26 protein-coding genes and 1 tRNA gene are annotated in these 26,087 nt (G+C 57.4%); 12 read left to right on the top strand and 15 right to left on the bottom strand.

All coding sequences use genetic code 11. From position 1 onward, the window contains the following. Position 1 precedes the first annotated feature (1 nt). The gene (locus tag RUE5091_RS18800) at positions 2–1,357 is read left to right on the top strand and encodes an amino acid ABC transporter permease (protein ID WP_058283490.1); all 1,356 of its coding nucleotides are present in this window, start codon (positions 2–4) and stop codon (positions 1,355–1,357) included. A gap of 12 nt (positions 1,358–1,369) precedes the next feature. Beyond that, positions 1,370–2,161 carry an amino acid ABC transporter ATP-binding protein gene (locus RUE5091_RS18795; RefSeq protein WP_058283489.1) on the top strand — a complete coding sequence of 264 codons (792 nt, stop codon included), beginning with the start codon at positions 1,370–1,372 and terminating at the stop codon, positions 2,159–2,161. A gap of 45 nt (positions 2,162–2,206) precedes the next feature. On the opposite strand, the gene RUE5091_RS18790 is transcribed toward RUE5091_RS18795, so the two are convergent. The 13 genes from RUE5091_RS18790 to rpmH form a co-directional block, all read right to left on the bottom strand. Further along, positions 2,207–2,704, bottom strand: a complete 498-nt coding sequence (locus RUE5091_RS18790; RefSeq protein ID WP_058283488.1) for a SixA phosphatase family protein — start codon at positions 2,702–2,704, stop codon at positions 2,207–2,209. Next, positions 2,701–3,378: a hypothetical protein gene (locus RUE5091_RS18785; RefSeq protein WP_058283487.1), complete on the bottom strand. Its 678-nt coding sequence runs from the start codon at positions 3,376–3,378 to the stop codon at positions 2,701–2,703. The genes RUE5091_RS18790 and RUE5091_RS18785 overlap by 4 nt, the downstream gene beginning before the upstream one ends. An 18-nt stretch (positions 3,379–3,396) precedes the next feature. Then, a complete protein-coding gene (gene argB, locus RUE5091_RS18780) occupies positions 3,397–4,260 on the bottom strand; it encodes an acetylglutamate kinase (protein ID WP_058283486.1) in 864 nt (287 codons plus the stop codon). A 114-nt stretch (positions 4,261–4,374) separates the two neighbouring features. Beyond that, entirely contained in the window at positions 4,375–5,778 is a 1,404-nt protein-coding gene (locus RUE5091_RS18775) for a PepSY-associated TM helix domain-containing protein (protein ID WP_058283485.1), read from the bottom strand. A gap of 66 nt (positions 5,779–5,844) precedes the next feature. Then, positions 5,845–6,213, bottom strand: coding sequence for a DUF2946 family protein (locus RUE5091_RS18770; RefSeq protein ID WP_058283484.1), 369 nt, complete (start codon positions 6,211–6,213; stop codon positions 5,845–5,847). Continuing rightward, on the bottom strand, positions 6,210–6,863 hold the full coding sequence (yihA, locus tag RUE5091_RS18765; protein ID WP_058283483.1) for a ribosome biogenesis GTP-binding protein YihA/YsxC: 654 nt from the start codon (positions 6,861–6,863) through the stop codon (positions 6,210–6,212). Before yihA ends, RUE5091_RS18770 begins: the two co-directional genes overlap by 4 nt. Then, entirely contained in the window at positions 6,860–7,597 is a 738-nt protein-coding gene (locus tag RUE5091_RS18760) for an MOSC domain-containing protein (RefSeq protein ID WP_058283482.1), read from the bottom strand. Before RUE5091_RS18760 ends, yihA begins: the two co-directional genes overlap by 4 nt. Next, positions 7,594–9,417 carry a membrane protein insertase YidC gene (gene yidC / locus RUE5091_RS18755; RefSeq protein ID WP_058283481.1) on the bottom strand — a complete coding sequence of 608 codons (1,824 nt, stop codon included), beginning with the start codon at positions 9,415–9,417 and terminating at the stop codon, positions 7,594–7,596. The genes RUE5091_RS18760 and yidC overlap by 4 nt, the downstream gene beginning before the upstream one ends. 123 nt (positions 9,418–9,540) lie before the next feature. Next, positions 9,541–11,085, bottom strand: a complete 1,545-nt coding sequence (locus RUE5091_RS18750; RefSeq protein ID WP_058283480.1) for a putative bifunctional diguanylate cyclase/phosphodiesterase — start codon at positions 11,083–11,085, stop codon at positions 9,541–9,543. Positions 11,086–11,156: 71 nt separating this feature from the next. Beyond that, on the bottom strand, positions 11,157–12,050 hold the full coding sequence (ttcA, locus tag RUE5091_RS18745) for a tRNA 2-thiocytidine(32) synthetase TtcA (RefSeq protein ID WP_058283479.1): 894 nt from the start codon (positions 12,048–12,050) through the stop codon (positions 11,157–11,159). 92 nt (positions 12,051–12,142) lie between these two features. Beyond that, positions 12,143–12,385: a membrane protein insertion efficiency factor YidD gene (gene yidD, locus RUE5091_RS18740; protein ID WP_058283478.1), complete on the bottom strand. Its 243-nt coding sequence runs from the start codon at positions 12,383–12,385 to the stop codon at positions 12,143–12,145. Beyond that, positions 12,382–12,807: a ribonuclease P protein component gene (gene rnpA, locus RUE5091_RS18735; RefSeq protein ID WP_058283523.1), complete on the bottom strand. Its 426-nt coding sequence runs from the start codon at positions 12,805–12,807 to the stop codon at positions 12,382–12,384. Before rnpA ends, yidD begins: the two co-directional genes overlap by 4 nt. Before the next feature lie 25 nt (positions 12,808–12,832). Then, the gene (rpmH, locus tag RUE5091_RS18730; protein WP_005980833.1) at positions 12,833–12,967 is read right to left on the bottom strand and encodes a 50S ribosomal protein L34; all 135 of its coding nucleotides are present in this window, start codon (positions 12,965–12,967) and stop codon (positions 12,833–12,835) included. A gap of 296 nt (positions 12,968–13,263) precedes the next feature. Here rpmH and RUE5091_RS18725 point away from each other — a divergent pair, with 296 nt between their 5' ends. The 7 genes from RUE5091_RS18725 (at position 13,264) to RUE5091_RS18695 (ending at position 19,247) form a co-directional block, all read left to right on the top strand. Beyond that, positions 13,264–13,995, top strand: a complete 732-nt coding sequence (locus tag RUE5091_RS18725) for a TVP38/TMEM64 family protein (protein ID WP_207383750.1) — start codon at positions 13,264–13,266, stop codon at positions 13,993–13,995. Between the two features lie 4 nt (positions 13,996–13,999). Then, positions 14,000–15,418 carry a dihydrolipoyl dehydrogenase family protein gene (locus RUE5091_RS18720; RefSeq protein ID WP_058283476.1) on the top strand — a complete coding sequence of 473 codons (1,419 nt, stop codon included), beginning with the start codon at positions 14,000–14,002 and terminating at the stop codon, positions 15,416–15,418. An 18-nt stretch (positions 15,419–15,436) separates the two neighbouring features. Beyond that, on the top strand, positions 15,437–16,819 hold the full coding sequence (locus RUE5091_RS18715; protein WP_058283475.1) for an ATP-binding protein: 1,383 nt from the start codon (positions 15,437–15,439) through the stop codon (positions 16,817–16,819). Positions 16,820–16,883: 64 nt separating this feature from the next. After that, positions 16,884–16,960 (top strand) — tRNA-Arg (locus RUE5091_RS18710). A 745-nt stretch (positions 16,961–17,705) separates the two neighbouring features. After that, the gene (locus tag RUE5091_RS18705) at positions 17,706–18,311 is read left to right on the top strand and encodes a hypothetical protein (protein ID WP_058283474.1); all 606 of its coding nucleotides are present in this window, start codon (positions 17,706–17,708) and stop codon (positions 18,309–18,311) included. A gap of 32 nt (positions 18,312–18,343) precedes the next feature. Further along, positions 18,344–18,775, top strand: a complete 432-nt coding sequence (locus tag RUE5091_RS18700) for a helix-turn-helix domain-containing protein (protein ID WP_131726338.1) — start codon at positions 18,344–18,346, stop codon at positions 18,773–18,775. A 115-nt stretch (positions 18,776–18,890) separates the two neighbouring features. Then, positions 18,891–19,247 (top strand): hypothetical protein, encoded by a 357-nt coding sequence (locus RUE5091_RS18695; protein ID WP_058283472.1) that lies wholly within the window; start codon positions 18,891–18,893, stop codon positions 19,245–19,247. 288 nt (positions 19,248–19,535) lie between these two features. On the opposite strand, the gene RUE5091_RS18685 is transcribed toward RUE5091_RS18695, so the two are convergent. Together RUE5091_RS18685 and RUE5091_RS18680 are read right to left on the bottom strand one after the other, a co-directional pair. Beyond that, positions 19,536–20,903: a sensor histidine kinase gene (locus tag RUE5091_RS18685; protein ID WP_243470818.1), complete on the bottom strand. Its 1,368-nt coding sequence runs from the start codon at positions 20,901–20,903 to the stop codon at positions 19,536–19,538. After that, a complete protein-coding gene (locus RUE5091_RS18680; protein ID WP_058283521.1) occupies positions 20,900–21,568 on the bottom strand; it encodes a response regulator transcription factor in 669 nt (222 codons plus the stop codon). The genes RUE5091_RS18685 and RUE5091_RS18680 overlap by 4 nt, the downstream gene beginning before the upstream one ends. Positions 21,569–21,707: 139 nt before the next feature. Between RUE5091_RS18680 and RUE5091_RS18675 the strand changes: the two genes are divergently transcribed. The 3 genes from RUE5091_RS18675 (at position 21,708) to RUE5091_RS18665 (ending at position 26,041) form a co-directional block, all read left to right on the top strand. Further along, positions 21,708–22,796: a type 2 periplasmic-binding domain-containing protein gene (locus RUE5091_RS18675; RefSeq protein ID WP_058283470.1), complete on the top strand. Its 1,089-nt coding sequence runs from the start codon at positions 21,708–21,710 to the stop codon at positions 22,794–22,796. Between the two features lie 82 nt (positions 22,797–22,878). After that, on the top strand, positions 22,879–24,909 hold the full coding sequence (locus tag RUE5091_RS18670; protein WP_058283469.1) for a tripartite tricarboxylate transporter permease: 2,031 nt from the start codon (positions 22,879–22,881) through the stop codon (positions 24,907–24,909). Positions 24,910–24,952: 43 nt separating this feature from the next. After that, the gene (locus tag RUE5091_RS18665; protein WP_058283468.1) at positions 24,953–26,041 is read left to right on the top strand and encodes a 4-oxalomesaconate tautomerase; all 1,089 of its coding nucleotides are present in this window, start codon (positions 24,953–24,955) and stop codon (positions 26,039–26,041) included. The last annotated feature ends 46 nt before the right edge of the window (positions 26,042–26,087 follow it).

Genomic DNA, 26,087 nt, shown 5'->3' with positions numbered 1-26,087 from the left:
TATGAGTGATGTTTCATTTGTCCGCACGGAGATGCTGCCGGAAAAGGAACCGCCCGCATCCGAGGTCGGAATACTTGGCTGGATCAGGCATAATCTGTTCTCAAGCTGGCTCAACGCCATCCTGACCTTAGCTGCGCTGTACTTAATCTACTATGCGCTGTCCAACATTCTGTCATGGACGTTCGAATCCGTGTGGAACGCCAATTCTCTGTCAGAGTGTCGTGAGATCATGATGGCGACATGGGGTGATACTCATGGCCATGCCTGCTGGGGTGTTATCAAGGACCGGTGGCTGCAATTGCTGTACGGGTTCTATCCGCCTTATCCGGCACATCCGGACGCAACGTGGTCTAATCCGCCTGAAACCGGTGGCTGGCCCGCCTATTTTCGGCCGAATCTGACCTTTATTCTGTTGCTTGTGTCAATTGCACCGGTCCTGTTCACCAAAGCACCGCGGAAGCTGCTGTTCGTTACGGCGGCCTATCCGTTCCTGCTGCCTTGGCTGATGTGGGGTGGAAGCATTTGGGGGCCGCTGATGGTCGCTGCTGGGTTCGCCATTGGGTACTTTGTATACAAGCTGGCGCTACCCGCCGCAGGTTCCTTGACGGCGCTGATTCTGGCGATTGTATTGCCGATACTCTGGTGGTTGTTTGCCTCTGGTCCGGTTGCTGTTGCGATTGATTCAGTGATTCCCATTGGTATCGAACCGGTCCAAAGCCGCGACTTTGGTGGCTTCATGCTGGCGATCTTGTTGGGTGTTGTGGCCATTGGTGTCTCGCTGCCCATTGGCATCGTTCTGGCGCTGGGTCGGCAGTCCGATCTGATGATCGTCAAATACCTGTGCGTGGGCTTTATCGAGTTCATCCGCGGCGTGCCGCTGATCACTCTGCTGTTCGTGGCCTCGCTGCTTTTGAACCTGTTCCTGCCGCCGGGTACAAATTTTGACATCATCCTGCGAGTGATGATCATGATGACCCTGTTCTCGGCCGCCTACATGGCCGAGGTGATCCGGGGTGGTCTGGCAGCCTTGCCGCGTGGTCAGTACGAAGGGGCCGACAGTCTGGGCCTGAACTACTGGCAGGCCCAACGGCTGATCATCATGCCGCAAGCGCTGAAAATCTCGATCCCGGGCATCGTGAGTACCTTTATCGGCATTTTCAAGGATACCACGCTGGTCTCGATCATCGGTCTTTTCGACGTGATCGGCCTTACCAATGGCATCCGCGCCGATACTGCTTGGAATGGCGTCTACTGGGAGCTGTTTGCCTTTATCGGCGTGCTGTTCTTCGTCGTCTGTTTCTCCATGTCCCGTTATTCCATGTATCTGGAGCGCAAGCTTCAGACTGGCCACCGTTAAGGAGTTCAACCCATGTCTGAACTTGCAATAGAACGCGAAATCGACCGCTCGAAGATGCAGGTGAGCGACGAGGTCGCCATCGAAATCACCAACATGAACAAGTGGTACGGGGCCTTCCACGTGCTGCGCGACATCAATCTGACCGTCAATCAGGGCGAGCGGATTGTGATCGCGGGGCCGTCGGGATCGGGAAAGTCTACCCTGATCCGCTGCCTGAACGCGCTGGAGGAACACCAGCAAGGCAGGATCGTCGTGGATGGGACCGAGTTGTCGAATGACCTGAAAAACATCGACAAGATCCGATCCGAGGTTGGCATGGTGTTCCAGCACTTCAACTTGTTCCCGCACCTGACCATTTTGGAAAACTGCACGCTGGCCCCGATCTGGGTGCGTAAGACGCCCAAGAAAGAAGCCGAAGAGCGTGCGATGCATTTCCTGGAAAAGGTGAAAATCCCTGAGCAGGCCGACAAATACCCCGGTCAGCTTTCGGGCGGTCAACAGCAGCGTGTGGCGATTGCCCGCTCGCTCTGCATGATGCCGCGGATCATGTTGTTCGATGAACCGACATCGGCGCTGGACCCTGAGATGATCAAAGAGGTGCTCGACACCATGATCGAGCTGGCCGAGGAAGGCATGACCATGCTGTGCGTCACGCACGAGATGGGCTTTGCTCGTCAGGTGGCGAACCGCGTGATCTTTATGGATGCCGGTCAGATTGTGGAACAGAACGAACCGGAAGAGTTCTTCAACAACCCACAGTCAGAGCGGACCAAATTGTTCCTTAGCCAGATTCTGGGCCACTGATCCCAGTGAAACGGACGAAAAGGCGGGGTTTTGCCCCGCCTTTTTTCATTCCAGCAGTTCGCGTGGAATGACAAATCCCTGCACGGTGCCGCTGTGCCATCGGACGTCCGCCCAGTCGTCGATATCAAACCGGATCACGGTCGTGGCGCAGGTCGGGTAGTCGTGGAACCGGGCGTGGTCCGGTACCTCCCGGACAATGCGGCTGGCAAAGACGCCGATCCCGGGGTTGTGGCCCAGCATCAGCACTGTGGGTTCTGTCGCCCCCGACAACTCGGTCAGAATGTCCTCGGACTCCGCGTGATAAAGCGCGCGGTGAAACGTGATCTTGTCCGCCTGCAACCCCATCCGGTCCCAGGTTTCACGTGTTCGGGTCGATGTCGAACTTAGCACCTCATTCGGCAGCCAGCCGTTTGCGCGCAGCCAACCGGCTATCGCCGGGGTCGATTTGCGCCCGCGTTTGTTCAAAGGGCGATCATGATCCGCAAGATTCAGATCATTCCAACTGGATTTCGCGTGGCGGGTCAGGATCAGGGTGCGGCTCATGACGGGTGAAAGGCCTTCATGTGATGGGCGGACTGCTCCCGATCGCGCCCCGCACCTTCGCTAAGCGGGCAGGACAGCCTCGCCAGACACCCACCGGTCATACAGGTTCGCCCCGCATCGGTGGACAGGTGACCGTGGCAGGCATCGACGTCATAAAATCTTTGACTGTTCAGCGCACCGACCGGGCAGGTCTGGGTGCACGGGGCCGGGCAGGTGGCGCATGGCGAGACCCCGGGCGCCTCGGGGATGGCGAATTCCTCGGCAAAATGCAGCGCCCCACGGAATGAGATCATCATGCCAACGGTATCATGCACCAGCGCGCCTACCGGGCTGCTGAAAGTGCGGCCGGATTTCAGCGCCCAGTCGATGAACGGCGCATAGGGCGGGCCGCCGAAAGGAAAATGCGCCTCGGCACCCAGATCAAGGGCCAATTGACCGACCACGCGTGTTGACCACCGATCAACCGGGTGGTCGCTTTGCCACTCGGGCGAGGATTTCAATGCGGGCCAAAAGGACGGTCCGGCACCCAGCAGGATCAAGGTGCCATGATCCAGTTGTTTGGCATCAACCCGGTGCGGGTGCAGCGCACCCATTACGGTCAGACCCACCTGCAGCGCCGCATCTTCCACGCGGTCATAAGATTTAGTTGAGGAGGTCGGGGGATGTCCGGTCATGTCTCCTCCGCTAGGTGATTAGTCGGGTCGGATCAGCGAGCCGGCGCCGTGTTCGGTGAACAGCTCCAGCAACACCGCATTGGGCGCGCGCCCGTCCAGAATGACAACCGCTCGTACACCGCTGTGCAGGGCGTCCAGCGCCGTTTCGGTCTTGGGGATCATCCCGCCCGCAATGGTGCCGTCCATGGTCATCTCGCGGATCTGACCGGCTTTGAGCTCGGTCACAACTTCGCCGCCCGCGTTCTTCACACCCGAAACGTCCGTCAGCAGCAGCAGCCGGTCCGCCTTGAGCGCCGACGCAATTGCCCCGGCGGCGGTATCACCGTTGATGTTAAAGGTTTCGCCGTTCTTACCTGCTCCCAAAGGCGCAATTACCGGAATCACATCATGCGCGAACAGGTTATGCAAGATAGCCGGGTCCATCTCGGACGGAGACCCGACAAACCCAAGCGAAGGGTCGGCCTGATCGCAGACAATCAAGTTGGCGTCCTTGCCGGACAGACCCACCGCTTTGCCGCCCTGACCATTGATCGCTTGTACGATGCGCTTGTTCACCAGGCCGGACAGAACCATCTCGACAACTTCGACGGTGGCCTTGTCGGTCACACGTTTGCCGTTCACAAACTCGGACTGGATGTTCAGCTGATCCAGCATCGCGTTGATCATTGGCCCGCCACCATGCACAACCACCGGGTTCACGCCAACCTGACGCATCAGAACAACGTCGCGGGCAAAGCTTTCCATCGCTTCGTCACTGCCCATAGCGTGGCCACCCAGCTTAATGACGACAATGGCTCCGTCATAGCGTTGCAGGTACGGCAAGGCGCTGTTCAAAGTGGCGGCGGTGGCGATCCAATCCCGGTTCATATCTCTTGTCTTCATGGCTGCTATCCCTCTGGGGACCTGTGTTAGGGCCTTTGAGGGATGCTGCCAAGGCCGGATAGCGGAAACATCCGGTTTGATCGGGCCGCACCAAAGCGATGCGGCCCGGATTTGTCAGCTCATGGCCTTTTTCATTGCCGGGATATTGCTGACCAGCAGCAGGTCAAAGATCAGAACAGCCAGCAAGGTCAGACCAACCAACGGGAAGGCCATTGCGGTGAACAGGCCAATCACGACTGCCCCTTTCCACAGCGGTAATTCCGCCGGCATCGGTGGCGCGGCCAGACGCCCGGCACCTTGAGGTCGCCGTTTCAGCCACATCACCACGCCCGAGACGCAGACAAAGATGACAGACAGGCAAAACAGGACGTTCAGGGCAAAATTCCACGTGCCCATCAGCCCCATGTGAAACGGAATGCCAACAGCCATGGATTTCCCCATCAGCGAGTAGTCCTTATACCGAACATCCGCCAATATCTTGCCAGTATACTGATCCACGTGAACGGTGCGGTCATTCACCGGATCGGTCGTGTCGCTGCTCATGCTGTCGCGGTTCAGGGTCCAGACGCCATCCTCGCCGCTGGGATAAGCGACGCGGAAACGCCCTGACATGTCCAGCGCGGTTCCCAGCGCCACCAACGCGTCAATATTTACCGGCGTTCCTTGCGGTACGCCATCAATCCCGACCTGAGACCCCGAGGCGGGCATAGGTGTTTGTTCCAACGCCCAGGGGACGTCATTCTGATGCCCGTGATTCATGCTGGCGTGGATATCGTCCGAGAGGGGCACATTGTCCCATTTCTCAGCAGGGAAACTGCTCCAGGGTTGTACGATCATACCACCCCAGACACCGGCCCAGGACAGGCCCGAGATCAGGAAGACAACCAGCAACCCGGACATCCAGAACCCGATCACGGCGTGTAGGGACTTCCACAATGCGCGACCTCGCGCGTGCAAGTTAGGCACAAAGGCCGCCATGACGTTGCCGCGCGGCCACCACATGTACAGACCGGTGAAGACCAGCAGTAGGCTCAGCCCGGCAGCGATTTCAATGATGCGATCCCCAGTCGTGCCGATCAGCAGGGTCGAGTGGATGTTGTCGGCCAGATCGTACCAACCCGCGCGGCGATCCCAGATTTGCAGAACCTCACCGGCATAGGGGTCGACAGCCACAAGGCGCTGACCAGCCTCGGTTTTGATGCGGAAAACGGTGGCCAGATCGGCGGCTTTCGGGCCGATCCATTCGACGACTGTGCCCGAGACCTCTGCCAAAGCAACCTCGGCTTGCTGTGAGACGGGCAGGGCGGTGCCCTGAACCTCGGCCGCGATTTTCTCACCGTCGCGGCCGTCATATTGGGTGATGAACATCATCATCAACCCGGTGACAGCCAGGATGATCAGGAAGGGGATGACGAAAATCCCCGCATAGAAATGCCACCGCCAGGCGGCGAAGTAGAGTTTTTGCGCAGCAGAGTTTTGCGCCTGGGTGTCCCCCAGGATTTGGCTGTCCAGTGCCATAGTATTCTCCGGATTCGAAAATTGCCCCGCGCAGTGCCTGCGCAAGTTCTCAGATGTTGAGGTGAATCAGAAGAAGAACGGCGGTGCCCGCGCATCATAGCGGGCGTAGAATCCAGCGTTACGGTGGGTAAAGTCACGATGAACCCAGCGCGGCTGGATCGAGGCCGTAAACGGTATAATAGACTCAATTGTAGGCAGGTCGACATCTGCAGTCAGACCCACGAAGGGGCACAGGGGACGGTTATCGGTGTCGTCATGCATGGGGCCACGGGGTTCAAGATCAACCCATTGTTCGACCATGCCGTCGCTGGTGCACAGCACCAGAAGCACCTTGCCATCATTGCCCATCGCCGGCATCCAGCCCTGTGGGAACACACCGGTCAGCAACAGCGCCAGCGTGGTCAGCAGAGTAAAGAAACGGACAGGCAGATTCATTCCAAATGCGCGATGATTGACCGCAGGGTCGGAATGCCATCGCCTTTTTCGGACGAGGTCAGCACGATTTCAGGAAAGGCCGCCGGATGTTTAGACAAGGCGCCGCGCACCTGATCCAAAACCTTTTCGCGGTCATTGGCTTTTACCTTGTCCGCCTTGGTCATGACGCATTGAAAAGTTACGGCACTGGTGTCCAGCAGCTTCATGATCTCGGCATCCACCGGCTTTACCCCGTGGCGTGCGTCAATCAGGACAAAGGCCCGGCGCAGGGTTTGACGGCCGCTCAGGTACTGTTTCAGCAGCCGCTGCCACTTTTCCACGACCTTCACTGGCGCATTAGCGTAGCCATAGCCGGGCAGGTCGACTAGATACAGCTCGGGGCCTTGGGTGAAAAAGTTAATCTCTTGCGTGCGGCCCGGAGTGTTCGATGCACGCGCCAATCCCTTGGTACCTGTCAGTGCGTTGATCAGGCTGGATTTACCCACATTTGAACGGCCGGCAAAGCAGACCTCAAGCCGGTCGGGGGCGGGCAGGCCGTTCATGGCAACCACACCTTTGACGAACTCGGACTCGCCTGCGAACAGTTTGCGCCCACGCTCCAGCGCGAATTCATCGGGATCTTCGACCAGAGGAAAGGGGAGGGTGCTCATAGCAATTCTACCTTATCGCCAACCGAAATTGCGCCGCCTTTCAGAACCTCGGTATAAACGCCAAATTCCTGATGGCCCCAAGTTTCGAGCGTGCCCAACGTGTCTGCGTCGCGCATGCCTGTTTCTGGATTGGCGGTTGTGGCCAGACACCGCGTGATCCGTTCACGTACACGGAACACGGCCTCGCCAATCTGAACCTCGCGTCCTATCCATTCGAACTCTTCCCACAGCCGCATGTCAGTCAGCCAGATATTACCGCGCCAGCGATGGATTGACAGGTCCTGTCCCAGCTTTTGTCCGACAGCACGATGCGAGGCCAGGTTGCACAGGCTGATCGAAGGGAAATCACTGTCGGTCATCCCCCGCCCCGGAACCCTAACGATCCTGGCCGAGGCTGCCCGGTCGGTGGGCATCAGGGGTTGAACCCAATCCAGAAACGCTTGTTGCTCCTCGTCCGGGACAAAGGTCAGATCCGGGCGATCCGGGTGAGATAAGGTTAGTATTTCGCCGCTTGATTGCGCAGAGATTGCCATCAACTGCGGCGCCTTCGCACAGCGGCTGAAATTGGCGCAGGGGGCCCATTCTGAACCGTCCGCTTTGGACGCCTCATGCGCGACCGCCCAAACGCGATCCCCGGGCATGGTCTGCCCGGGGATCACATTTACGGTTTCGACGGCTTCACGACCATGGCTTTTGATCGGATGCCGCCAAAGCTGGGCTACTTCACCCGTCATTTGTCGTCCGTTTTCGGCGTGCGTTTAAAGCCGGATTTGATGTTGCCAAATACGTCCGGCTTATAGCCCTGGGTGCGCATGATCAGGTACTGCTGAGTGAACGTGATCGTGTTGTTCGCAATCCAGTAAACCACCAGCCCGCTGGCAAAGCTGCCCAGCATGAACATGAACACCCATGGCATCCAGGCAAAAATCATCGCCTGCGTCGGATCGGTTGGTGCCGGGTTCAGCTTTTGCTGCAGCCACATCGAGATACCCAGCAACAGCGGTAGGATACCGATGAAAACCAGCGCCACGATCGAGTCCGGCTGCGGACCGGCCCACGGCAACAGCCCGAACAGGTTCATGATCGAGGTCGGGTCCGGCGCGCTGAGGTCCTGGAACGGACCAAACCATGGGGCCTGACGCAGTTCGATGGTGACAAAGATCACTTTATACAGCGAGAAGAAGATCGGGATCTGCATTAGGATCGGCAAACAGCCCGCGGCGGGGTTCACCTTTTCCTTCTTGTACAGCTCCATCATGCCCTGCTGCATCTTTTGACGGTCGTCGCCCGCGGCCTCTTTCAGGGCCTCCATCTGCGGCTGAAGCTCTTTCATCTTCGCCATCGAGACGTAGGATTTATACGCCAGCGGGAACAGGATCGCTTTGATAATCAAGGTCAGGCCGATGATGGACCAGCCCATGTTTCCGATAAGTGCGTTGATATTGTGTAACAGCCAGAAGATCGGCTTGGTCAGGAAGAAGAACCAGCCCCAGTCAATGCTGTCGATAAATTTCTGCACGCCTTCCGACTGGTATTCGCGGATGGCTTCCCATTCCTTGGCGCCTGCGAACAACTGGGTGGTGACTTCTTCGGTAGCACCTGGGGCAACGGTCAGGGTCGGGAGCACCGTTTCGGTCTGATAAATCTTGCGGCGTTCGTCGTATTTCGCGGCGGCCTTGAACGGAGTTCCCGGCTCAGGGATCAGCGTGGTCATCCAATAGTGGTCGGTGAAACCGATCCAGCCATCTTCTTTGACCTGAAACACTTCGGCCTGGGCGCGTTCGTTGGGGTCGATGTCGAAATCGCGGACATCGCCATAGTCGATCTCGGCCAGCGTGCCATCGGCCATACCGATCACGCCCTCATGCAGGATGAAAAAGTTCTTAAGACCGGGCAGGTCACCATCCTCGCCAATACCATGGCGGGCCAGGATGCCATAAGGTGCCATGCCAACTTCGGCCTGCGAGTTGTTTTCAACCGATTGGGTGACCGTGAACATATAGTTTTCGTCCACCGAGATCATGCGGCGGAAGGTCAGCCCTTTGTCGTTGTCCCATTTCAGAGTGATCGGCGTGTCGACCCCCAGCGTCTTGCCGGCCTCGACGGTCCACAGCGTGTTCGGGCCGGGCACATCCGCGCCAGCCACACCAGCCCCAGGTGCCCAGCCATACAAGGCATAATAGGCCGAGTCCGACCCCACCGGAGCCAGCAGCTCGACAATCGGCGCGCCTTCCTCGATCGAGACCTTGTAGTCTTTCAGGAACAGCTCATCGATCCGACCGCCCGACAGCGACAGGCTGCCTTTCAGGCGGGGGGTGTCGATTTCAACCCGCGGGGCTTGCTCTTCGGGCAGGGTTTCTTCGGCGGCGGCAGTCGCCTCGCCAACGGTGCCTGCGGCGCTGGGCGTCTGAACCTCATTGCCTTCGGTGGCGGAAATTTCAACCGCGTCTGGCGTGGTTGCCTGTTCGGGCGGAGGGAACAGCACGAACCAAACAAGGATCACGACAAAGCTGAGCGCGGTTGCAAGGATGAGATTCTTGTTCTGATCGTCCATCGGGGACAGCCACCTTAAGCAGTGAAACACACCCGGTGGGTTCAACAGAGTGCAGGCCCAAAGGTCAAGCGGATTCGCCCGTCATTTCGTCACGGATCGCGTTTCTGTGGCGTAAATCAGCGATCACAGCCCTGTCTTGCGCCCGATCTTCGGCATTCCGGCGACCTTGTTCTGATGTGCCGCGATCCAATCCAGTGTCTTTTCAAACGGCATCGGCCTGCCGATCCCGAACCCCTGAACATGATTGCAGCCCAATTGCGCCATCAGAGCATGTTCGCCCTGGGTTTCAACCCCTTCGGCAAGCGTTTCGACATTCAGTTGCTCGGCCATCGTGAGAATGGCACTGACCAGTTGTTGCTGGCTGGCATCGCGATCCGCCTTGGCGACAAATGAACTGTCGATTTTGATCCGCGTGACATCAAACCGTTTAATCGACCCAATCGAGGCATGTCCTGTGCCGAAATCGTCCAGATCGATGCAACAGCCCAATCTGGCCATGCTGGTCACGTTGCGGGTAATCACATCGTCGGGACGGCGAGAGAACACGGTTTCCAGAACTTCCACCGCCAGTCTGTCTGGGGTCAGATCATTCTGGTCCAATTCCCATTTCAGGCGATCAATCAGAGCCGGATCGCGCAACTCATCGGATGAGAAATTCACGCCGATACGGGGAACAACCACCCCGGCGCGATCCCAATCGCGCATGGCGGCAAAGGCATGGTGCCGCATCGCTTGACCAAATTTCTCCATCAGTTCGGCCTGCTCGGCAAAAGGCAGAAACACCTGTGGGCTCAGCACGCCCTTTTGTGGATGTTCCCAGCGGGCCAATGCCTCGAACCCCGTGACACGCCCGGTATCGGTTGAGATCTGCGGTTGAAACCAGGGACGGATTTCACCATTGTCCAGCGCGGCCTCAAAATCTTTGCGCAGATTGGCCCGAATACGAGAACGGCGCTGTGTTTCACTGGAGAAGGCCCGAATGGTCGAAGGTCCATTTCTTTGCGCCTCACTCAATGCGTCGGTAGCCGCGTCAACCCAGCCCTCGTATCGATCCTTAGCGACACTGGTCAACTGACTAAACCCGATTGAACAGGACACGTAGACACCCGCACCATTCAGCGTAAAGGGCTCTTCCACGACGGCCTGAATCCGCCCGGCCATCTGAATACAAGCTTCAAGATCCAGCTGATGCGACGGGTGCAGGCCGATTGCAATCTTATTGGGCTCTAGCCGGGTTGCGATATCCTGTGTGCGGATAATGGATAGAATACGACTGCCGAACTGGTCGGTCATGTGATTTGCTGCTGCATTGCCGTGCAGATCGAGGAAATCCGCATAATCATCTAACGCAATGAGGAGGCAGGCCGAATTCGAACCGTCGGACGTGGCTGATTTGAAGATGCTTTCCAATTCGCGGGCAAAACAGTCGATGGCCATCAAGCCGCCGGGCGGGTTGCGCCGCCGCAACTGCCGGTTGGCGCGGGCATCAAATGTAGCTGCTCCTGCGAATACAAGGGGCAAGACAAGGGTGATGACTACCAGCGCCCGCTCGCCGCCCATCCAGAACGCCGCCAGACTGATGGCCGGGATAAAGGCTAGCGTGGCAGGGCCGCTGAGAACAGAAGCAACAGCCTCGAGAGTGCGTTCGAATTTGATATGTTTCCACATCGGTTTTCCAGACCTTTACGTTTGGCAAAGCACGTATTGGGCAACCGTAGAAAACCAATCTGAGTTAGACGTTAACGCAATTGTGGAATTTCGTCCGAATTTTCGTCTTTTTTGCCGGGATTTAGCGCAAGGTTCGCGAAATCGAACAGTTTCGGGTCCAACAGGTGCGACGGCCGCGCGTTGGTCAGTGCCCGGAACATAACCTGTCGTCGACCTGGGCTATTCTTTTCCCATTGATCCAGAATTTGTTTTACCTGCTGGCGTTGCAGCCCGTCCTGGCTGCCACAAAGATCGCAGGGGATGATAGGATATTTCATCGCGTTGGCGAATTTTTCGCAATCGGCCTCAGCTACGTGGGCGAGGGGGCGGAATACATAAAGATCGCCTTCTTCGTTCACCAGTTTCGGCGGCATGGTGGCCAGGCGTCCGCCGTGGAACAGGTTCATGAAAAACGTTTCCAGAATGTCGTCGCGGTGATGGCCCAGTACTACGGCCGAGCAGCCTTCTTCGCGGGCGATCCGGTACAGGTTGCCTCGGCGCAGACGCGAACACAGGGCGCAAAAAGTGCGGCCCTGCGGAACCTTGTCCACAACGACGGAATAGGTATCTTGGTATTCAATGCGGTGGGGCACGCCCATGCGTTCCAAAAACTCAGGCAGGACGGTGGCGGGAAAGCCCGGTTGGCCCTGATCCAGATTGCAAGCCAGCAGATCAACAGGCAGCAACCCGCGCCATTTCAGCTCATACACAACAGCAAGCAAGGTATAGCTGTCCTTGCCACCCGACAGACAGACCAGCCAGCGGGGCGGTTTGGCGTCCTTGTCATGGGCAGACGGGTCCACCATCCCATAGTGCTCGATGGCTTCACGGGTCTGGCGCACGATGCGTTTGCGCAGCTTCTTGAACTCGGTGGTCGAGGGCGCGCCGGCAAATAGCGGATGGATATCGTCAGCTTCGTCAAACATGCGCTGCCCCTACAGCAGTTGACGCAACCGGGCAAGGGGACGGGTCAGCTCGGCCAGTTCAGCAACGAGTCCGTGCCATGCCTGACCAGAAGTCACCTAAGGGTATCGTCCTTGCGGTTCGGTACGGGGTCATATCCATCGCCGCCCCAAGGATGGCAGCGCCCGATCCGCCGGGCGGTCAGCCATGCGCCCTTGATGGCACCGTGTTTTTCCAACGCTTCCAACGCATAGGCCGAACATGTGGGTTGATAACGGCAGTTGAAACCAACCCAGGGGCTGAACACCAGCCGATAGGCCCGAACGGGCAGGGCAAGAATATGCGACAGCAGGGTCATTTTCGCGCGCTGTGGATTTTGCGCAGGGCGTAACGCAGATCATCCAGCAGGGTCTCGAACGGGCGCGCGGCGGTGACGTCGGCGCGGCCAATCAGCACGTAGTCCCAACCGTCCTGCCCCTGAACACGCAGTACCGCGCGCGCGGCTTCGCGTAGACGTCGTTTGGCGCGGTTGCGGGCCACGGCATTGCCGACCTTCTTGGAACAAGTGAACCCGACGCGAATCCCTGCGCCCTCGTCCGCTGCACGTTTGCGGGCCTGCACCATCATCGATGATGTGCCCTGACGGTACGCGCGTGCGGCTTTCAGGAAATCGGGTCGTTTCTTGAGAACGATCAATGTTTCAGGCACGCAAACGGACGCCGCCGGGGGCATATCCCCGGGGTGGTTCTTACCATCCACAGGGGCCTCCGGCGGCGTCATGTTCATAACCTGATCGGTGAGCGGTTTACGCGCTCAGCGATTTGCGGCCGCGTGCGCGGCGTGCGTTCAGGATTTTGCGGCCGGCCTTGGTGGCCATGCGCGCGCGGAAACCGTGGCGGCGTTTGCGAACCAGGTTCGAAGGCTGATAGGTGCGTTTCATCGCTCCGTCTCCAATCTATGCGGTCGGGTGCGGCGCGGATTCGCCTGGCCCTAGTGTTCGAAGCCCGTCCTCTACTGGGTAGCGGGGGGTAAGTCAAACCCCTAGGTGGGGGTTTTGACGCCTTTTGCAACAATTCTGGTACCGCGTCACGCGAAAGGTTTCAAAATAACGGTTTTACGTCCCTAAACCCTCACATTCCTTGCCGTTTACATCAACGCCGCGTGAGGACCCTGTTGTATAGGGCATGGGCGGCGCATGTTGGGGGCAGAATGAAACGCACCAAACCGGACAGCTTAATGAGCGAAACGACCCAGACCCCGCGTAAAGGGCTTGCGCGACACATACCTTTGCTGGTGATTCTCGCCGTGGCCGCGGTGGGATTCTTTACGTTGGGCGACTATCTGACGTTCGAGACGTTGCGTGACAACCGCGAGGCCCTTTTGGCGTGGCGGGATGCGAACTATTGGTCAATGGCCGTCGCTTTTGTGGCGATCTACATTGTCATCGTCGCTTTTTCGCTGCCCGGCGCGGCCGTCGCATCAATGACCGGTGGGTTTCTGTTCGGCCTTTTTGCCGGAACCGTTTTTAATGTCTTTGCAGCCACCATCGGCGCATCGGCGATCTTTCTGGCTGCACGTTGGGGGTTGGGCGAATCCCTGACCGCACGGCTTGAGGCTTCGGAAGGCGCTGTCAAAAAGCTCAAGGATGGCCTGCGCGAGAACGAAATCTCGGTATTGTTCCTGCTGCGCCTTGTGCCGGTTGTACCGTTCTTTGTGGCCAATCTGGTACCGGCGCTGGTTGGGGTAAAGTTCCGAAACTTTCTGATCACCACAGCGCTGGGCATCATTCCGGGCGGCATCGTCTACACTTGGATCGGTGTCGGGTTGGGTGGTGTGTTTGACCGGGGCGAGACACCGGATGTCTCGTTGCTGTGGGAACCCTTCATCATCGGCCCCATCCTGGGCTTGTGCGTGCTGGCCGCGTTGCCGATAGTTATCAAAGCCCTGCGGGGCAAAAAGGACGCCTGAACACATGCAAGAACTGAAAACCGATATCCTGGTGATCGGGGCCGGGTCGGGTGGCTTGTCCGTTGCGGCCGGAGCCAGCCAGATGGGCGCTGACGTTATCCTGCTGGAAGGCCACAAGATGGGCGGCGATTGCCTGAATTTTGGCTGTGTACCGTCCAAAGCACTGATTGCCAGTGGCAAGACGGCCTATGGTCAGGCCCACGCCGTTGCGATGGGTGTGGCGGATGTGGTGCCGCAAGTGGATTATGCCGCAGCTAAGGATCACGTCCAAGACGTGATCGCCCAGATCGAACCGATGGACAGTCAGGAGCGGTTCGAAGGTTTCGGGGTCAAGGTGATCCGCGAATATGGCAGCTTTGTTTCGCCGACGCAGGTGCAGGCAGGCGATCATCTGATCACGGCGCGCCGTGTGGTGATTGCCACTGGGTCGTCCCCGTTGGTGCCGCCGATCCCCGGATTGGATCAGGTGCAGTATTACACCAACGAGACCATCTTTGAGCTGCGCGACAAGCCCGAGCATCTGCTGATCATCGGTGGCGGTCCCATCGGTCTTGAGGTGGCGCAGGCCCATATCCGTCTTGGCTGTGAGGTGACGGTGATCGAGGGCATGCAGGCGCTGGGCAAGGATGATCCCGAAGCGGCAGAGGTCGTGTTAGACACCCTGCGCGCCGAGGGCGTCGCGATCCATGAACAGGCGATGGTTGCCCAGATTCGTGAGAATAACGGGTTGGTCGATGTCGTGACCGAGAATGGAGATATCTATACCGGCTCGCACCTGCTGGTGGCTGCAGGACGCAAGGCCAACACCGAACGCCTGAACTTGGAGGCGGCCGGTATCGAACCAACCCGCACGGGCATCAAGGTCGACGACTCGCTGCACACAACAAATCGCAAAGTCTATGCCATCGGCGATGTGGCGGGCGGGCTGCAATTTACCCATGTGGCCGGGTATCACGCCGGGATCATCATACGCTCGGCTCTGTTCGGCCTCCCGTCCAAGGCAAAAACGGCGCATATCCCCTGGTCTACGTATACAGACCCGGAACTGGCGCAGGTCGGGCTGACCGAGGCGCAGGCCCGCGACCGGCATGGCGACAAGGTCGAGATTGCGCGCTTTGACTACCACCACAACGACCGCGCCATTACCGAGCGTAAGACGAAAGGCTTCATTAAGGTCATGGTCGTAAAAGGCCGCCCTGTAGGGGCCACAATCGTGGGTCATCAGGCGGGTGAATTGATCAACTTGTGGTCGCTGGCACTGGCCAATAATCTGAAGATGGGGCAGATCGCCGCGATGGTTTCGCCGTATCCGACGATCGGAGAGCTTAACAAACGGGTGGCGGGTGCCTATTTCACGCCAAGGCTGTTTGAGAATCAGACGGTTAAACGAGTAGTCAGGTTCGTCCAGCGCTGGATGCCCTGACCGGAAAGGAAGAGCTTAGTGAACTCGCTGTCGGGCCGATTTCTGATCCTGACGACGGTCTTCGTTATGTTGGCCGAAATCCTGATCTTTGTGCCTTCGATTGCGCGGTTTCGAGAAGATTTCCTGCTGAACCGGCTTGAGCGTGCCCAGATCGCTTCTCTCGCCCTGCTGGCGGATGACATGCTGGCCGAAGACCTCGAGGCTGAACTGCTGGCCAACGCGGGCGTCTATAACGTCGTGCTGCGGCGCGATGAGGTGCGGCAGCTGATGCTGTCCTCGCCCATCCCCGAGGCGATAACCAATACATATGATCTGCGGGACGCCGGAGCCTGGGTTCTGATCCGGGACGCCTTAATGCGTCTGTTTACCCCGGAAAACGAAGTCATTCGCGTCATCGGTGAACCGGTCAAGGGCGCGGGGCTGCTGATCGAAGTTACCATCGACAGCATGCCGCTGCGGATGGCGATGACTGATTATGGTTTGCGCATTCTGGGCCTGTCCTTCGTCATCTCGATCATTACCGCCTTTTTCCTGTTCCTTGCCGTACGCGTTGTGCTGGTGAAACCGATCAAAAGCGTTGTCGGTTATATGCAGCGCTATGCCGGTGCGCCTGAAGACGCGCGCGGGATCATCTCACCCAATTCCAAAGTGACCGAACTGCGCGAGGCGGAAGAGGCCTTGCAACAGTTGCAGACCGAGCTGACACAGGCCCTGAAACAGCGCGAACGTCTGGCGCAGCTGGGTGGGGCGGTGGCCAAGGTCAGCCACGACCTGCGCAACATCCTGACCTCAGCACAGTTGTTCACCGACCGGATCGAATCCAGCGACGACCCGCTTGTGCGGCGTATGGCGCCGAAGCTGGTGAACTCGATCACCCGGGCGGTGTCCCTGTGTGAAAGCACGTTGGCCTTTGGCCGCGCAGAAGAACCTGCGCCGACACTGACCATGGTGCCCCTGCGGGACGTTGCAGAAGACGTGGTAGCCAGCGAGAAGCTCGCTATCGCTGATGCCTGTGTCGAGATTGTCAATGCCGTGCCCGACGACCTTGTCGCCCGAGCAGATCCCGAACAGATATTCCGCGTTATGATGAACCTTGTGCGCAATGCGCGTCAGGCGCTGGTGGCGTCCGGTAAGCCGGGCCGGATCACGATCGCTGGCTGCGAACACGACAACGATTGGTGCGTCGAGATCAAGGATAACGGCCCGGGCCTGCCGCCTAAAGCGCGCGAAAACCTTTTTACCCCGTTTCAAGGCGGTGTACGCAAGGGGGGGTCAGGTCTTGGGCTGGCCATCTCGCAAGAACTGGTACGTGGACATGGTGGAGATCTGGTTCTGACCGAGACCGGACCCGAGGGAACCACCTTCGAAATCAGGCTTCCACAGGGCGACGTGACTTTTTAAATTATTTTTGAAGAATCGACTTGCACGTCCCCTGAGGTGGGTCTACATAGCGCCTCACCAACGCGGACCGATAGCTCAGCTGGATAGAGTACTTGACTACGAATCAAGGGGTCGGGGGTTCGAATCCTCCTCGGTCCGCCACTTAAATAATGTTGAACGTCACACGAACCTGACCCAACCGTCATAGTTGGACCAGAAAAGTAGTGAATGTTCGACATCAGAAGTCGCCCCCAACGTTGGACATCAGTTGAATTTGACCTTTGCGTCATCAACTAACACGCCGCCCCCATTTTATGCTCCCGCAGGCAGTTTGGTTTGTTCTGACTTCCCTTTCGGAAAATCAGAGCTGATTTGTGGATCAGACAGCGAAGCTGCCTGTTCCTGCTGATCTGCCACGTGGCGAACGCGGGAGGGGGCGAGGCAATGCTATTCGACAGGGATGGTGCGGCCCGCAGGCGCAGCCGAGGACACGGTCCTGTCTAATGGGGTTGCCCGAGGGGGAGGGCCACGCCTTCACCCTGACGGCCAGGGGCGTTTGGCTTGTCCAAATCCCGCTGGCCCAGGAAAGGAAAGCGGCGTGATGGATGATCGCCACCATTGGCGATCATTAAATTCCCTAATAGCAAAAAGTGACATTCGGCCCAAACCAGACATTCGCCAAAATGTTGGAATGCCGCGGTCGCAGCCCGCATTGCTGCCATTCGCTGTACCTACAGAATGCAGCATCTAACAACGCTGTAAGCTCTACAAGAATTCTTAGTAGGGCACTCATTGCTCGGTGCCCTGCGTAAGGCGATCATTCCGCTGGTTGTAGGCCAGCGCTGGAGCTTCTAATACTGTGAAACAACTTCTAGTTCAGCACGGTAAGCGCTTTTGAAAGACGAACATGACTAACAGCATCATTGCGCGACGACTGAGCGGCATTGACGCCGATGGCAAATTATTTGAGCTGCCTCAAGCTGATCTCCGAGGTCGGACAAAACCCATTCTCGTCTTGGGCGATGCTGGAATGGGAAAGACGACACTGCTAGAAGAAATCGGACAAGAGGCTGGCTACAAATTTGTTCACGCAAGACGCCTAATCCGATCGCCTGATCCTTCAAAACTCTTGGGTGACGCGACAACCTTCGTCATAGACGCACTTGATGAACTGGCAGTACAAGCTGAAGGAGATGCTGTCGACGCCGTCCTTGCATCGCTTGAGAAAGCTGGGTTTCCAAACTTCATTCTCTCCTGCCGAGTGGCTGACTGGAGAAGCGCCACAAGTACGCAAGCTGTGGCGGATTCCTACGGAAATGATCCGCTTGAGCTCTTTCTGGAACCAATCTCTCGGGATGAGGCTCGCACTTTGTTGTCAAGCGATATCGGAGATAGCAGGGCAGAAAATGTCCTTACACATTTCGAAGAAAAAGGGCTCGAAGGTCTGTTTGGTAATCCTCAAACGCTTAAACTAATTAGAGCTGTTGCCGGTGACGGGTGGCGGGCCGACTGACCGGTGTATCGAGAGACCCGGACGTTGACGGATTGGCAGCAATTCTGATCGACTACACTGAGACCTTGGAAAAATCGGAGCGTGTGTTTTCCGGCGATCTGTCGCTTAAGGATGCGGCGGCACGCCTGAGAATTAGCGTCGGTTCTATCCGACGGTTGAGGGATGGTGGATATCTGAAGCAGATAAAAGCGCGAAACCCGGACACGCAGCACTACCGGTGCTACATCACTGAAGAGAGCATTCAGGCGTTTGCAGAGGTGTATGTGACGCTTGGCCAAATGGCAGAGAAAATTGAGCTCGCAGCGATCCATTTGGCTCGGGCGTTGGACCGAAGAGAAATCGAGACGATCCCCTGTGACGCCGGGTTTGTTCGCGCTTACCCGAAAAAGACTCGGAACCTGGTTCGTGACCTGGCGATGGTCGAAACAGGACAACCCACCCCAGTAGGCTCATCAACTAGTTGAACCAATACGTGCGCCGGAACAAGCGAATGCTCCGCCGCGCATTCTCACTAATAGTAGTGGTGGGATCTCGTTCGGGCCAACTACATGGAATTACTAATCTGCGAGGAAAAGAGATATGACCAACGGTCGAAAAGATATTCTTGAACGACTCAAACCAATATGGGAGGCCGTGGGCGAGCTAGCTGAGAACAATCCTGAGCTCAATGTGAAGGCCTATCTAGATGATATCTGGGGCGAAGAAGGCAGAACACATACCGCTTCATTGGGGGTCGAAAATAGTCCTGCTCGGCGTGACGAAAAAGTTGCGGAAGATCCTGAAGCCCAGTTCAAAATGATTGCGGTCGCATACGCCACTGGAGACATGGATGAGGTCGACCGGGTGATTAACTACCTTGCTTTTATACGTCGTATGAAGAAACAGGGAATTTACGAATTTGGACACTGGAGCGATGAGGATTCAGATGAGCGATGACACAACCAGAGATCGCTTCACATAACACCCATTCAGTGGTGTTCTCACTTTGTTACGACGCTGTCATTCATCGGTTGGTTGCGAAAACCTGCCATTTGAGACGCGGTTCGAAGGCGACCGCAGTGCGGGACCAAGCGCCATTTCGCTGCACAAGGCTTCAAAGTCCGGTGAAGGCGCATCAAGATCGCCGTGCCTGGCACCTGGGGTGGAAATCGGTCATTCGCTGCAATCGCAAAAATTCGCTTTGATTTTGACAGGTTTCGGGTTCCGAGTAGAAATAGAAACGAACTAGACGGCTATGGGAAGCTCAAGCGTAAAGCTTGCTCCTTTTTCGACTTGGTTGATCGCGACCACTCCTCCATGGCGCTCCGCCACCGCTGAGACAATTGACAACCCCAAACCGCTGCCTTCGGAGTACTCGAGCTGCGAAAACCGACTGAACGCGGCTTCGCTTTGGTTAGGCGAAAGACCTGTTCCGTCATCGGCCACAGTTAGCTTGACGTTCCCGCCCTCACAGTGCAGCAAGACTGAAATTCGGCTCAATTTTGTACCACCGTGCTTAACAGCGTTGTCCAGCAGATTTTTGATGGCCTCAGTCAAAAACACACGATCCCCTGAGATCACGATCGGCGTGTCCGGCATCGCGACCTCAAAGTCGATCCCTTTTGCGAGGATATGAACGCCCATCTCTGCACAAGCCTCTTCCACGACTACGCGGAAATCAATCTCATCCATCTGATCCTGATGCGTAGGTTGCCGCAGTCGTTCCAGCGACAATAACTGTTGCGCCACCGTGGCCGAGTTTTTTGCCGCGGCCACAAGCTCAACAATGCGTTTGTCCCTGTCCTCATCCGTTTTCGCATCTCTCAGTGCCTCGGCCATGGACTGGACCGCGGCTGCTGGGTTTCGTAGCTGATGCGCGGCTTCTGAAATAAACACTTGATGAGCGTTGATGCTGTGTTCAACCTGCCCAAACAGCCGATTCAGGGTTTTGACAATGCCTCGTACTTCGATCGGGACCGACCGTTTGATTTCGCTGAGGTCGTCTGGCGATCTCAGCGCGATTGCTTCCTGTAAATCGAGCAACGGTCGTAGACCGCGGGCAACGCCGAACCACACGACAATGGCAAGCGTCGTCAACAAAATGCCCATCAGAATTGCAGCGCGGAGCGACAACTGGTTGGCAAATGCATTTCGGTCGGCCATGAGCTGCCACACAGTTACAGTCGCGTCCCCCACCAGGTTTTCCAAAGTGACGCGCTCGGTCATTCTGAGAACCCGGACGGGCACCTCCCGGTGCACAGATTCAAAAAAATGTGGACTGTAAGGGTCTTGTTGCGATGATGCAGCAGATGTTGGCGGGTACGCGTAGCCAGTGACATAGCTGCCGCCCGGACCGGTCACGTGATAGAATATCTCTCCACCGGATGCTTCGCGGATCATACTGCGCGTCGAGGGCAACAACGCGTCGCCGCCCGAGATTGCCACATCGCGTGAAATAGCGAGTCCCGCTGATAGTAAGCTCTCATCAAAGAGCTCCTGCGCGGTTTTCTGAGCAACGTTGAAACGCCAAAACCCAAGCAGAAACGCAAGCAAAACCAAAGGCGTGAGGATCAGCAGGAATAACCTTAACCTGAGCGACCGCTGCGGTATCACTTCTGCACCTCAAGCAGGTAGCCAAGCCCGCGGGCCGTTTTGATTCTGATGCCCAGATCCTGAAGCCGTTTTCGTAACCGCGACACATGGGGTTCCACGGCGGAATCCTCGATGTCCGCGCCGATACCATAGACATAGTCGGTCAATTGGCTTTTGGGGACAATCCTACCTCGGCGTTCAAGCAGGCATTCAAGCACGGCCAATTCCCGGCGTGGCACGTCCATTACCTCTCCGTGAACGGTGACCTGCCGTGCCGAGCGATCGAATTCCAATCCGCCGATGGTTTCGCGCGCGCCGTAGTCGAGGTCCTTTCGGCGCGAAAGCGCACGAATGCGGGCTTCCAACTCATCCATCTCGAAGGGTTTGACTAGATAATCGTCAGCGCCCATATCCAGACCCAGCACACGGTCGCTTGTCTCTGACCGGGCGGTCAGCAGGATCACTGGCGCACCATCTCCGCGACTGCGCAAGGATTGCAGGATTTCAAGCCCGGACCGGCCTGGCAAGTTGATATCCAGAACGATCAGGTCTGCACCTTCCTGTTCCAGATAGGTGTCAGCCTCGTCGCCATCCGTCAGCACGTCAGCCGCATGACCACGATCACGCAGGCGATACGCAATGGCGTTGGCAAGTGGCTCGTTATCCTCGACGATGACAATCCGCATCAGGGCTCCTGCAAGTTTCGCGCAAGGTTGGCCCTTCATGATTGCCAGATGGGAGGGGGAATCAACCCCACAGTTCTATTTGCGATCACGGTGGTGCCAAGCGTGCCTTCGTGGTTGTCTGGTCAACAGGGAGGAACCAATGACCATTTCCAACTTTACCCGTCGCGCCGTCGTGGGGCTGATCGCTGCCGCCGGGCTGGCCGCGCCTGTCGCTGCTGAGGTCGATTTCTCGGGCAAGACCATTGAGTGGGTCATCCCGTTCTCGGAAACGGGCGGTTCGGCCAAATGGGCCAACTTCTTTGCGCCGCTTCTGTCCGAGGCGCTGCCCGGCCAGCCAACCGTTGTGGTGAAGTTCATGCCGGGCGCAGGCTCAACCAAAGGAGCAAACTGGTTTCAAGAACAAGAGCACGACGATGGCACGCTTTTGTTCGGAACATCCGGTTCAACCCAGTTTCCGTATCTTCTGAGCGATCCGCGCGTGCGTTATGAATACAACGACTGGATTCCTGTCATGGCATCGGGCACCGGGGGCGTGGCCTACCTGAACGCGGAAGATGGTGCGAAATTCGACGGATCGGCAAATGCGCTGAAGGACACCAGCTTTATCTATGGCTCGCAAGGCGCAACCCGGCTGGACCTAGTACCGCTACTGGCGTGGCAGATGCTGGGCATGGATGTTGAACCGGTCTTCGGCATTAAGGGTCGCGGTGATGGCCGTCTTATGTTCGAACGTGGTGAGGCCAACATCGATTATCAGACCTCATCGGGTTTTCTGGGCGGCTCTGCCCCATTGGTCGAGGCCGGTCAGGCTGTTCCGATGATGACCTGGGGTGCGCTGGACGCGGATGGCAACATCGTGCGCGACCCGACGTTCCCGGATATCCCGACCTTCAAAGAGGTTTGCGAAGCCACCGATGGCTGTGAAACCAGCGGTGAGGCGTGGGATGCGTGGAAAGCCTTCTTTGTTGCGGGTTTCCCGGTACAGAAACTGGCCTTCTTGCCGGGTGATACCCCGCAGGATGTCGTCGACACTTACACAGCAGCCTTCCAAGCTGTCACTGAGCGTGCGGATTTTGCCGATATCTCCTCCAAGCGAGTTGGCAAGTACCCGGTGTTTGTCGGAGACGGCTCCAAAGCCGCCCTGCAAACTGCAACGAGTGTGGATGACAACGCCAAGCAGTATGTCCTGAACTGGCTTAAAGATTCCTACGGCGTTGAGCTGAACTAAGCCTGCCTTTCACAGCGCGTGCCCTCCCACACGAGGGCCGTGCCATCTGAATTCTGAAAAAATCGAATGAAAGGCGGCCGCTATGGAGGTTTTCGCCACCGCTCTTCCTGCGCTTGGTGATGCGTGGGCTCTGATCCTGCAACCTATTGTCTTGGGCTATCTTGTGCTCGGCGTTGTCATGGGGCTAGCCGTGGGCGTCTTTCCCGGACTCGGCGGTATCGCCGGCCTGTCTCTTTTACTGCCATTCATGTTCGGCATGGATCCGATTCTGGGTCTGGCGCTGATGATCGGAATGGTCGCCGTCGTGCCGACCTCTGACACGTTTGCTTCTGTCCTGATGGGGATACCAGGCAGTTCGGCCTCGCAGGCAACTGTGCTTGACGGCTTCCCGATGGCAAAAAAGGGAGAGGCCGCGCGGGCGTTGTCTGCTGCCTTTGCCTCATCCCTGTTCGGGGGTTTGGTCGGTGCAACATTCCTGACCATGTTCATTCTGATCGCACGGCCAATCGTTCTGGCCTTCGGCCTTCCCGAGATGCTAATGATCACCATCCTTGGCCTTTCGATGGTGGCTATTTTGGCGGGGCGCATCCCGTTGAAAGGCGTTGCCGCCGCTGGGCTCGGTCTGATGGTCGGCACCATCGGCGAGGCGGACGCGGGTGGCTCGCTGCGTATGGCCACCTATGACATTCCCTATCTGACCGATGGCCTGAAGCTGGTCATTGTCGGCTTGGGCATTTTTGCCGTCCCTGAAATCGTTTCCCTGCTCCGTCAGGATCGGTCGATTGCCAAGGGAGCTTCGTTGGGGGCCGGATGGCTGGATGGCGTCAAGGACTGGTTCGCCAATATCTGGCTTTCGGTTCGATGCTCAATCATCGGTGTGATCGTAGGTGTTATTCCCGGACTTGGGGGCTCGGTTGTTGACTGGATCGCCTACGGCCATTCCGTGCAGACAACCAAAGACAAGAGCAACTTCGGCAAAGGCGAAGTGCGTGGTGTGATCGGGCCGGAAAGCTCGAACAATGCAAAAGAGGGCGGCGGTCTGGTGCCAACGCTACTGTTTGGCATCCCCGGATCCGGGTCGATGGCGATCTTCATCGGAGCCGTAGCTTTGCTGGGTTCAGGTGATATCGAGGTTGGCCCCAGCATGTTGCAAGACAATCTGGATATCACGTATTCGATCGTCTGGTTGCTGGCTCTGGCCAATGTTGTAGGCACCATTCTGTGTATCGCGGCTTCAGGCGGTATCGCTAAGCTGACCACAATCCGATTTACCTACCTGGCACCGTTCCTGTTCATGCTGATCAGCTTTGCGGCGTTCCAGTCGGGTCAGAATTTCGAAGATCTGTTGGCCCTGTTCGTGATCGGCCTGATCGGCATCTTTCTGCGCCGCTTCGACTGGTCGCGCCCGGCGTTTCTAATTGGCTTCGTGCTGTCGAACCCGGTTGAAAAGTTCACCAACCAGGCATTCCAGATCGCTTCGTTCCGTTTCCGCAAAAGCTTTGGCGAGGGTATGGAATATGTTTTCAGCCCCATTGTGATAATTCTGATCGTAGTCACGATTGTCTCAATCATTCTGGGCATCCGTCAGGCCAAGATGATCATGGCCGAGGGCGAGGTTCAGTCCGGCAGCAAACGCGCGCCGCTGGTCTTCCTGCTGGCGATCATGGCTTATCTGGCCGTTGCTTTGATCAACGCCAACATGATCCCGGACTACAATATGACCGACAAGATCATCCCTCTGGTGATTGGGTATGTATCGTTATTTTGCTGTGTCGTTCTGCTGATCCAGATGATGCGCCGGCCCGAGGGCGATGCGATCTTTGCCGACAAGGAAGTTGCCGGTGAGGACGCCAGCGCGCCTCATGGCTTGTGGTCCACACTCGCATGGTTCGCAAGCCTGATCGCGGCAACCTGGGTTGTGGGTTTTATCCTCGCGCTGATCGGGTTCCTGATTGCGTTCCTGCGCGTTCGGGCCGGGTCCAGCTTGCAGATGACGCTGATCCTGACAGCCTGTGGCATCGGTTTCATGTGTGTCATGGCAGGCGCGTTGAACCGCGATTTTCCGCCGGGTTTGTTGCAGGACATGGTTGACCTGCCATGGCCGCTGAAATGAGTCCCGCCGTCGCAGGCGTGCGCGATACCCGAAGGGGCGCGACATGACCCAGACCGGAATTCCGTTCATTTTCATGCGGGGTGGCACATCTCGCGGACCCTACTTCCGACGCTCTGACCTGCCGGAGGATCGGGAGACTCTGGCAGAGGTTCTGATCGCTGCGGTTGGCGCTGGACACCCGTTGAATATTGACGGGATAGGCGGCGGCGCGGCGGTCACGACTAAGGTCGCGATGCTGTCGGCTAGTGACGAAAACTGGGCAGATATCGATTACTTCTTCGCCCAGGTTTCGGTTGAGGAAAAGCTGGTCGATTTCAAACCCACCTGCGGGAACATCCTGTCGGGCGTCGGCCCTGCAGCAATCGAAATGGGTTTGGTCGAGCCGCGGGGCGATGAAACCGAAATCCGCATTCGCGCTGTCAACACCGGAGCGCAGGTGGTGGCTAAGGTGCCGACACCTGGCGGTGAGCTGACCTATCAGGGTGATGTGGCGATTGCCGGCGTGCCGGGGCGTGCCGCACCAGTGCACCTAAGTTTCATGGGCGTTGTGGGTTCATCCACCGGCGCATTCCTGCCCACTGGTCATCTGCGCGACACAGTGCAGGGTATCGAGCTAACCTGCATGGACGTCGCGATGCCGATGGCCATTGCGCGCGCCTCTGATTTTGGTCTTACCGGATACGAAAGTGCAGAGGAACTGGACAGCAATCGCGCGTTCTTTGACCGGATGGAGGCCGTTCGGATTGAAGCGGGGTTGTTGATGGGAATGGGCGATGTATCCCAGTCCGTGACCCCGAAATTTGGCATACTTGCCCCTGCTCGGGACGGGGGCACACTTGCAGTCAGGTATTTCATGCCGTGGAATACACACCCGACGATGGCGGTAACAGGGGCACAATGCATGGCCTCCTGTGCGTTGACGCCGGGAACTGTTGCAGATGGGTTATTGGAACGAGCCGCATCTGGGCCTGCCGAAGTCGTTCTTGAGCACGCTTCGGGTAAAATCGATGTTCTTGTGGATTTCTCCAGCGAAGATGGTTTCACCCTCAATGCGGCGGGATTGGTGCGAACGGTGCGCAAGCTGGTAGATGGCAAAATCTATGTACCGCAATCTGTGTGGGATGGGAGTTGAACAGGCATAAGCTAAATAGTATACTACGGTATACATAAGAGGAGAT

Source organism: Ruegeria denitrificans (assembly GCF_001458295.1).
Classification (GTDB): Bacteria; Pseudomonadota; Alphaproteobacteria; order Rhodobacterales; family Rhodobacteraceae; genus Ruegeria; species Ruegeria denitrificans.
The sequence above is the reverse complement of the archived record's forward strand: the minus strand, read 5'-3'. Positions and strand labels throughout refer to the sequence as shown.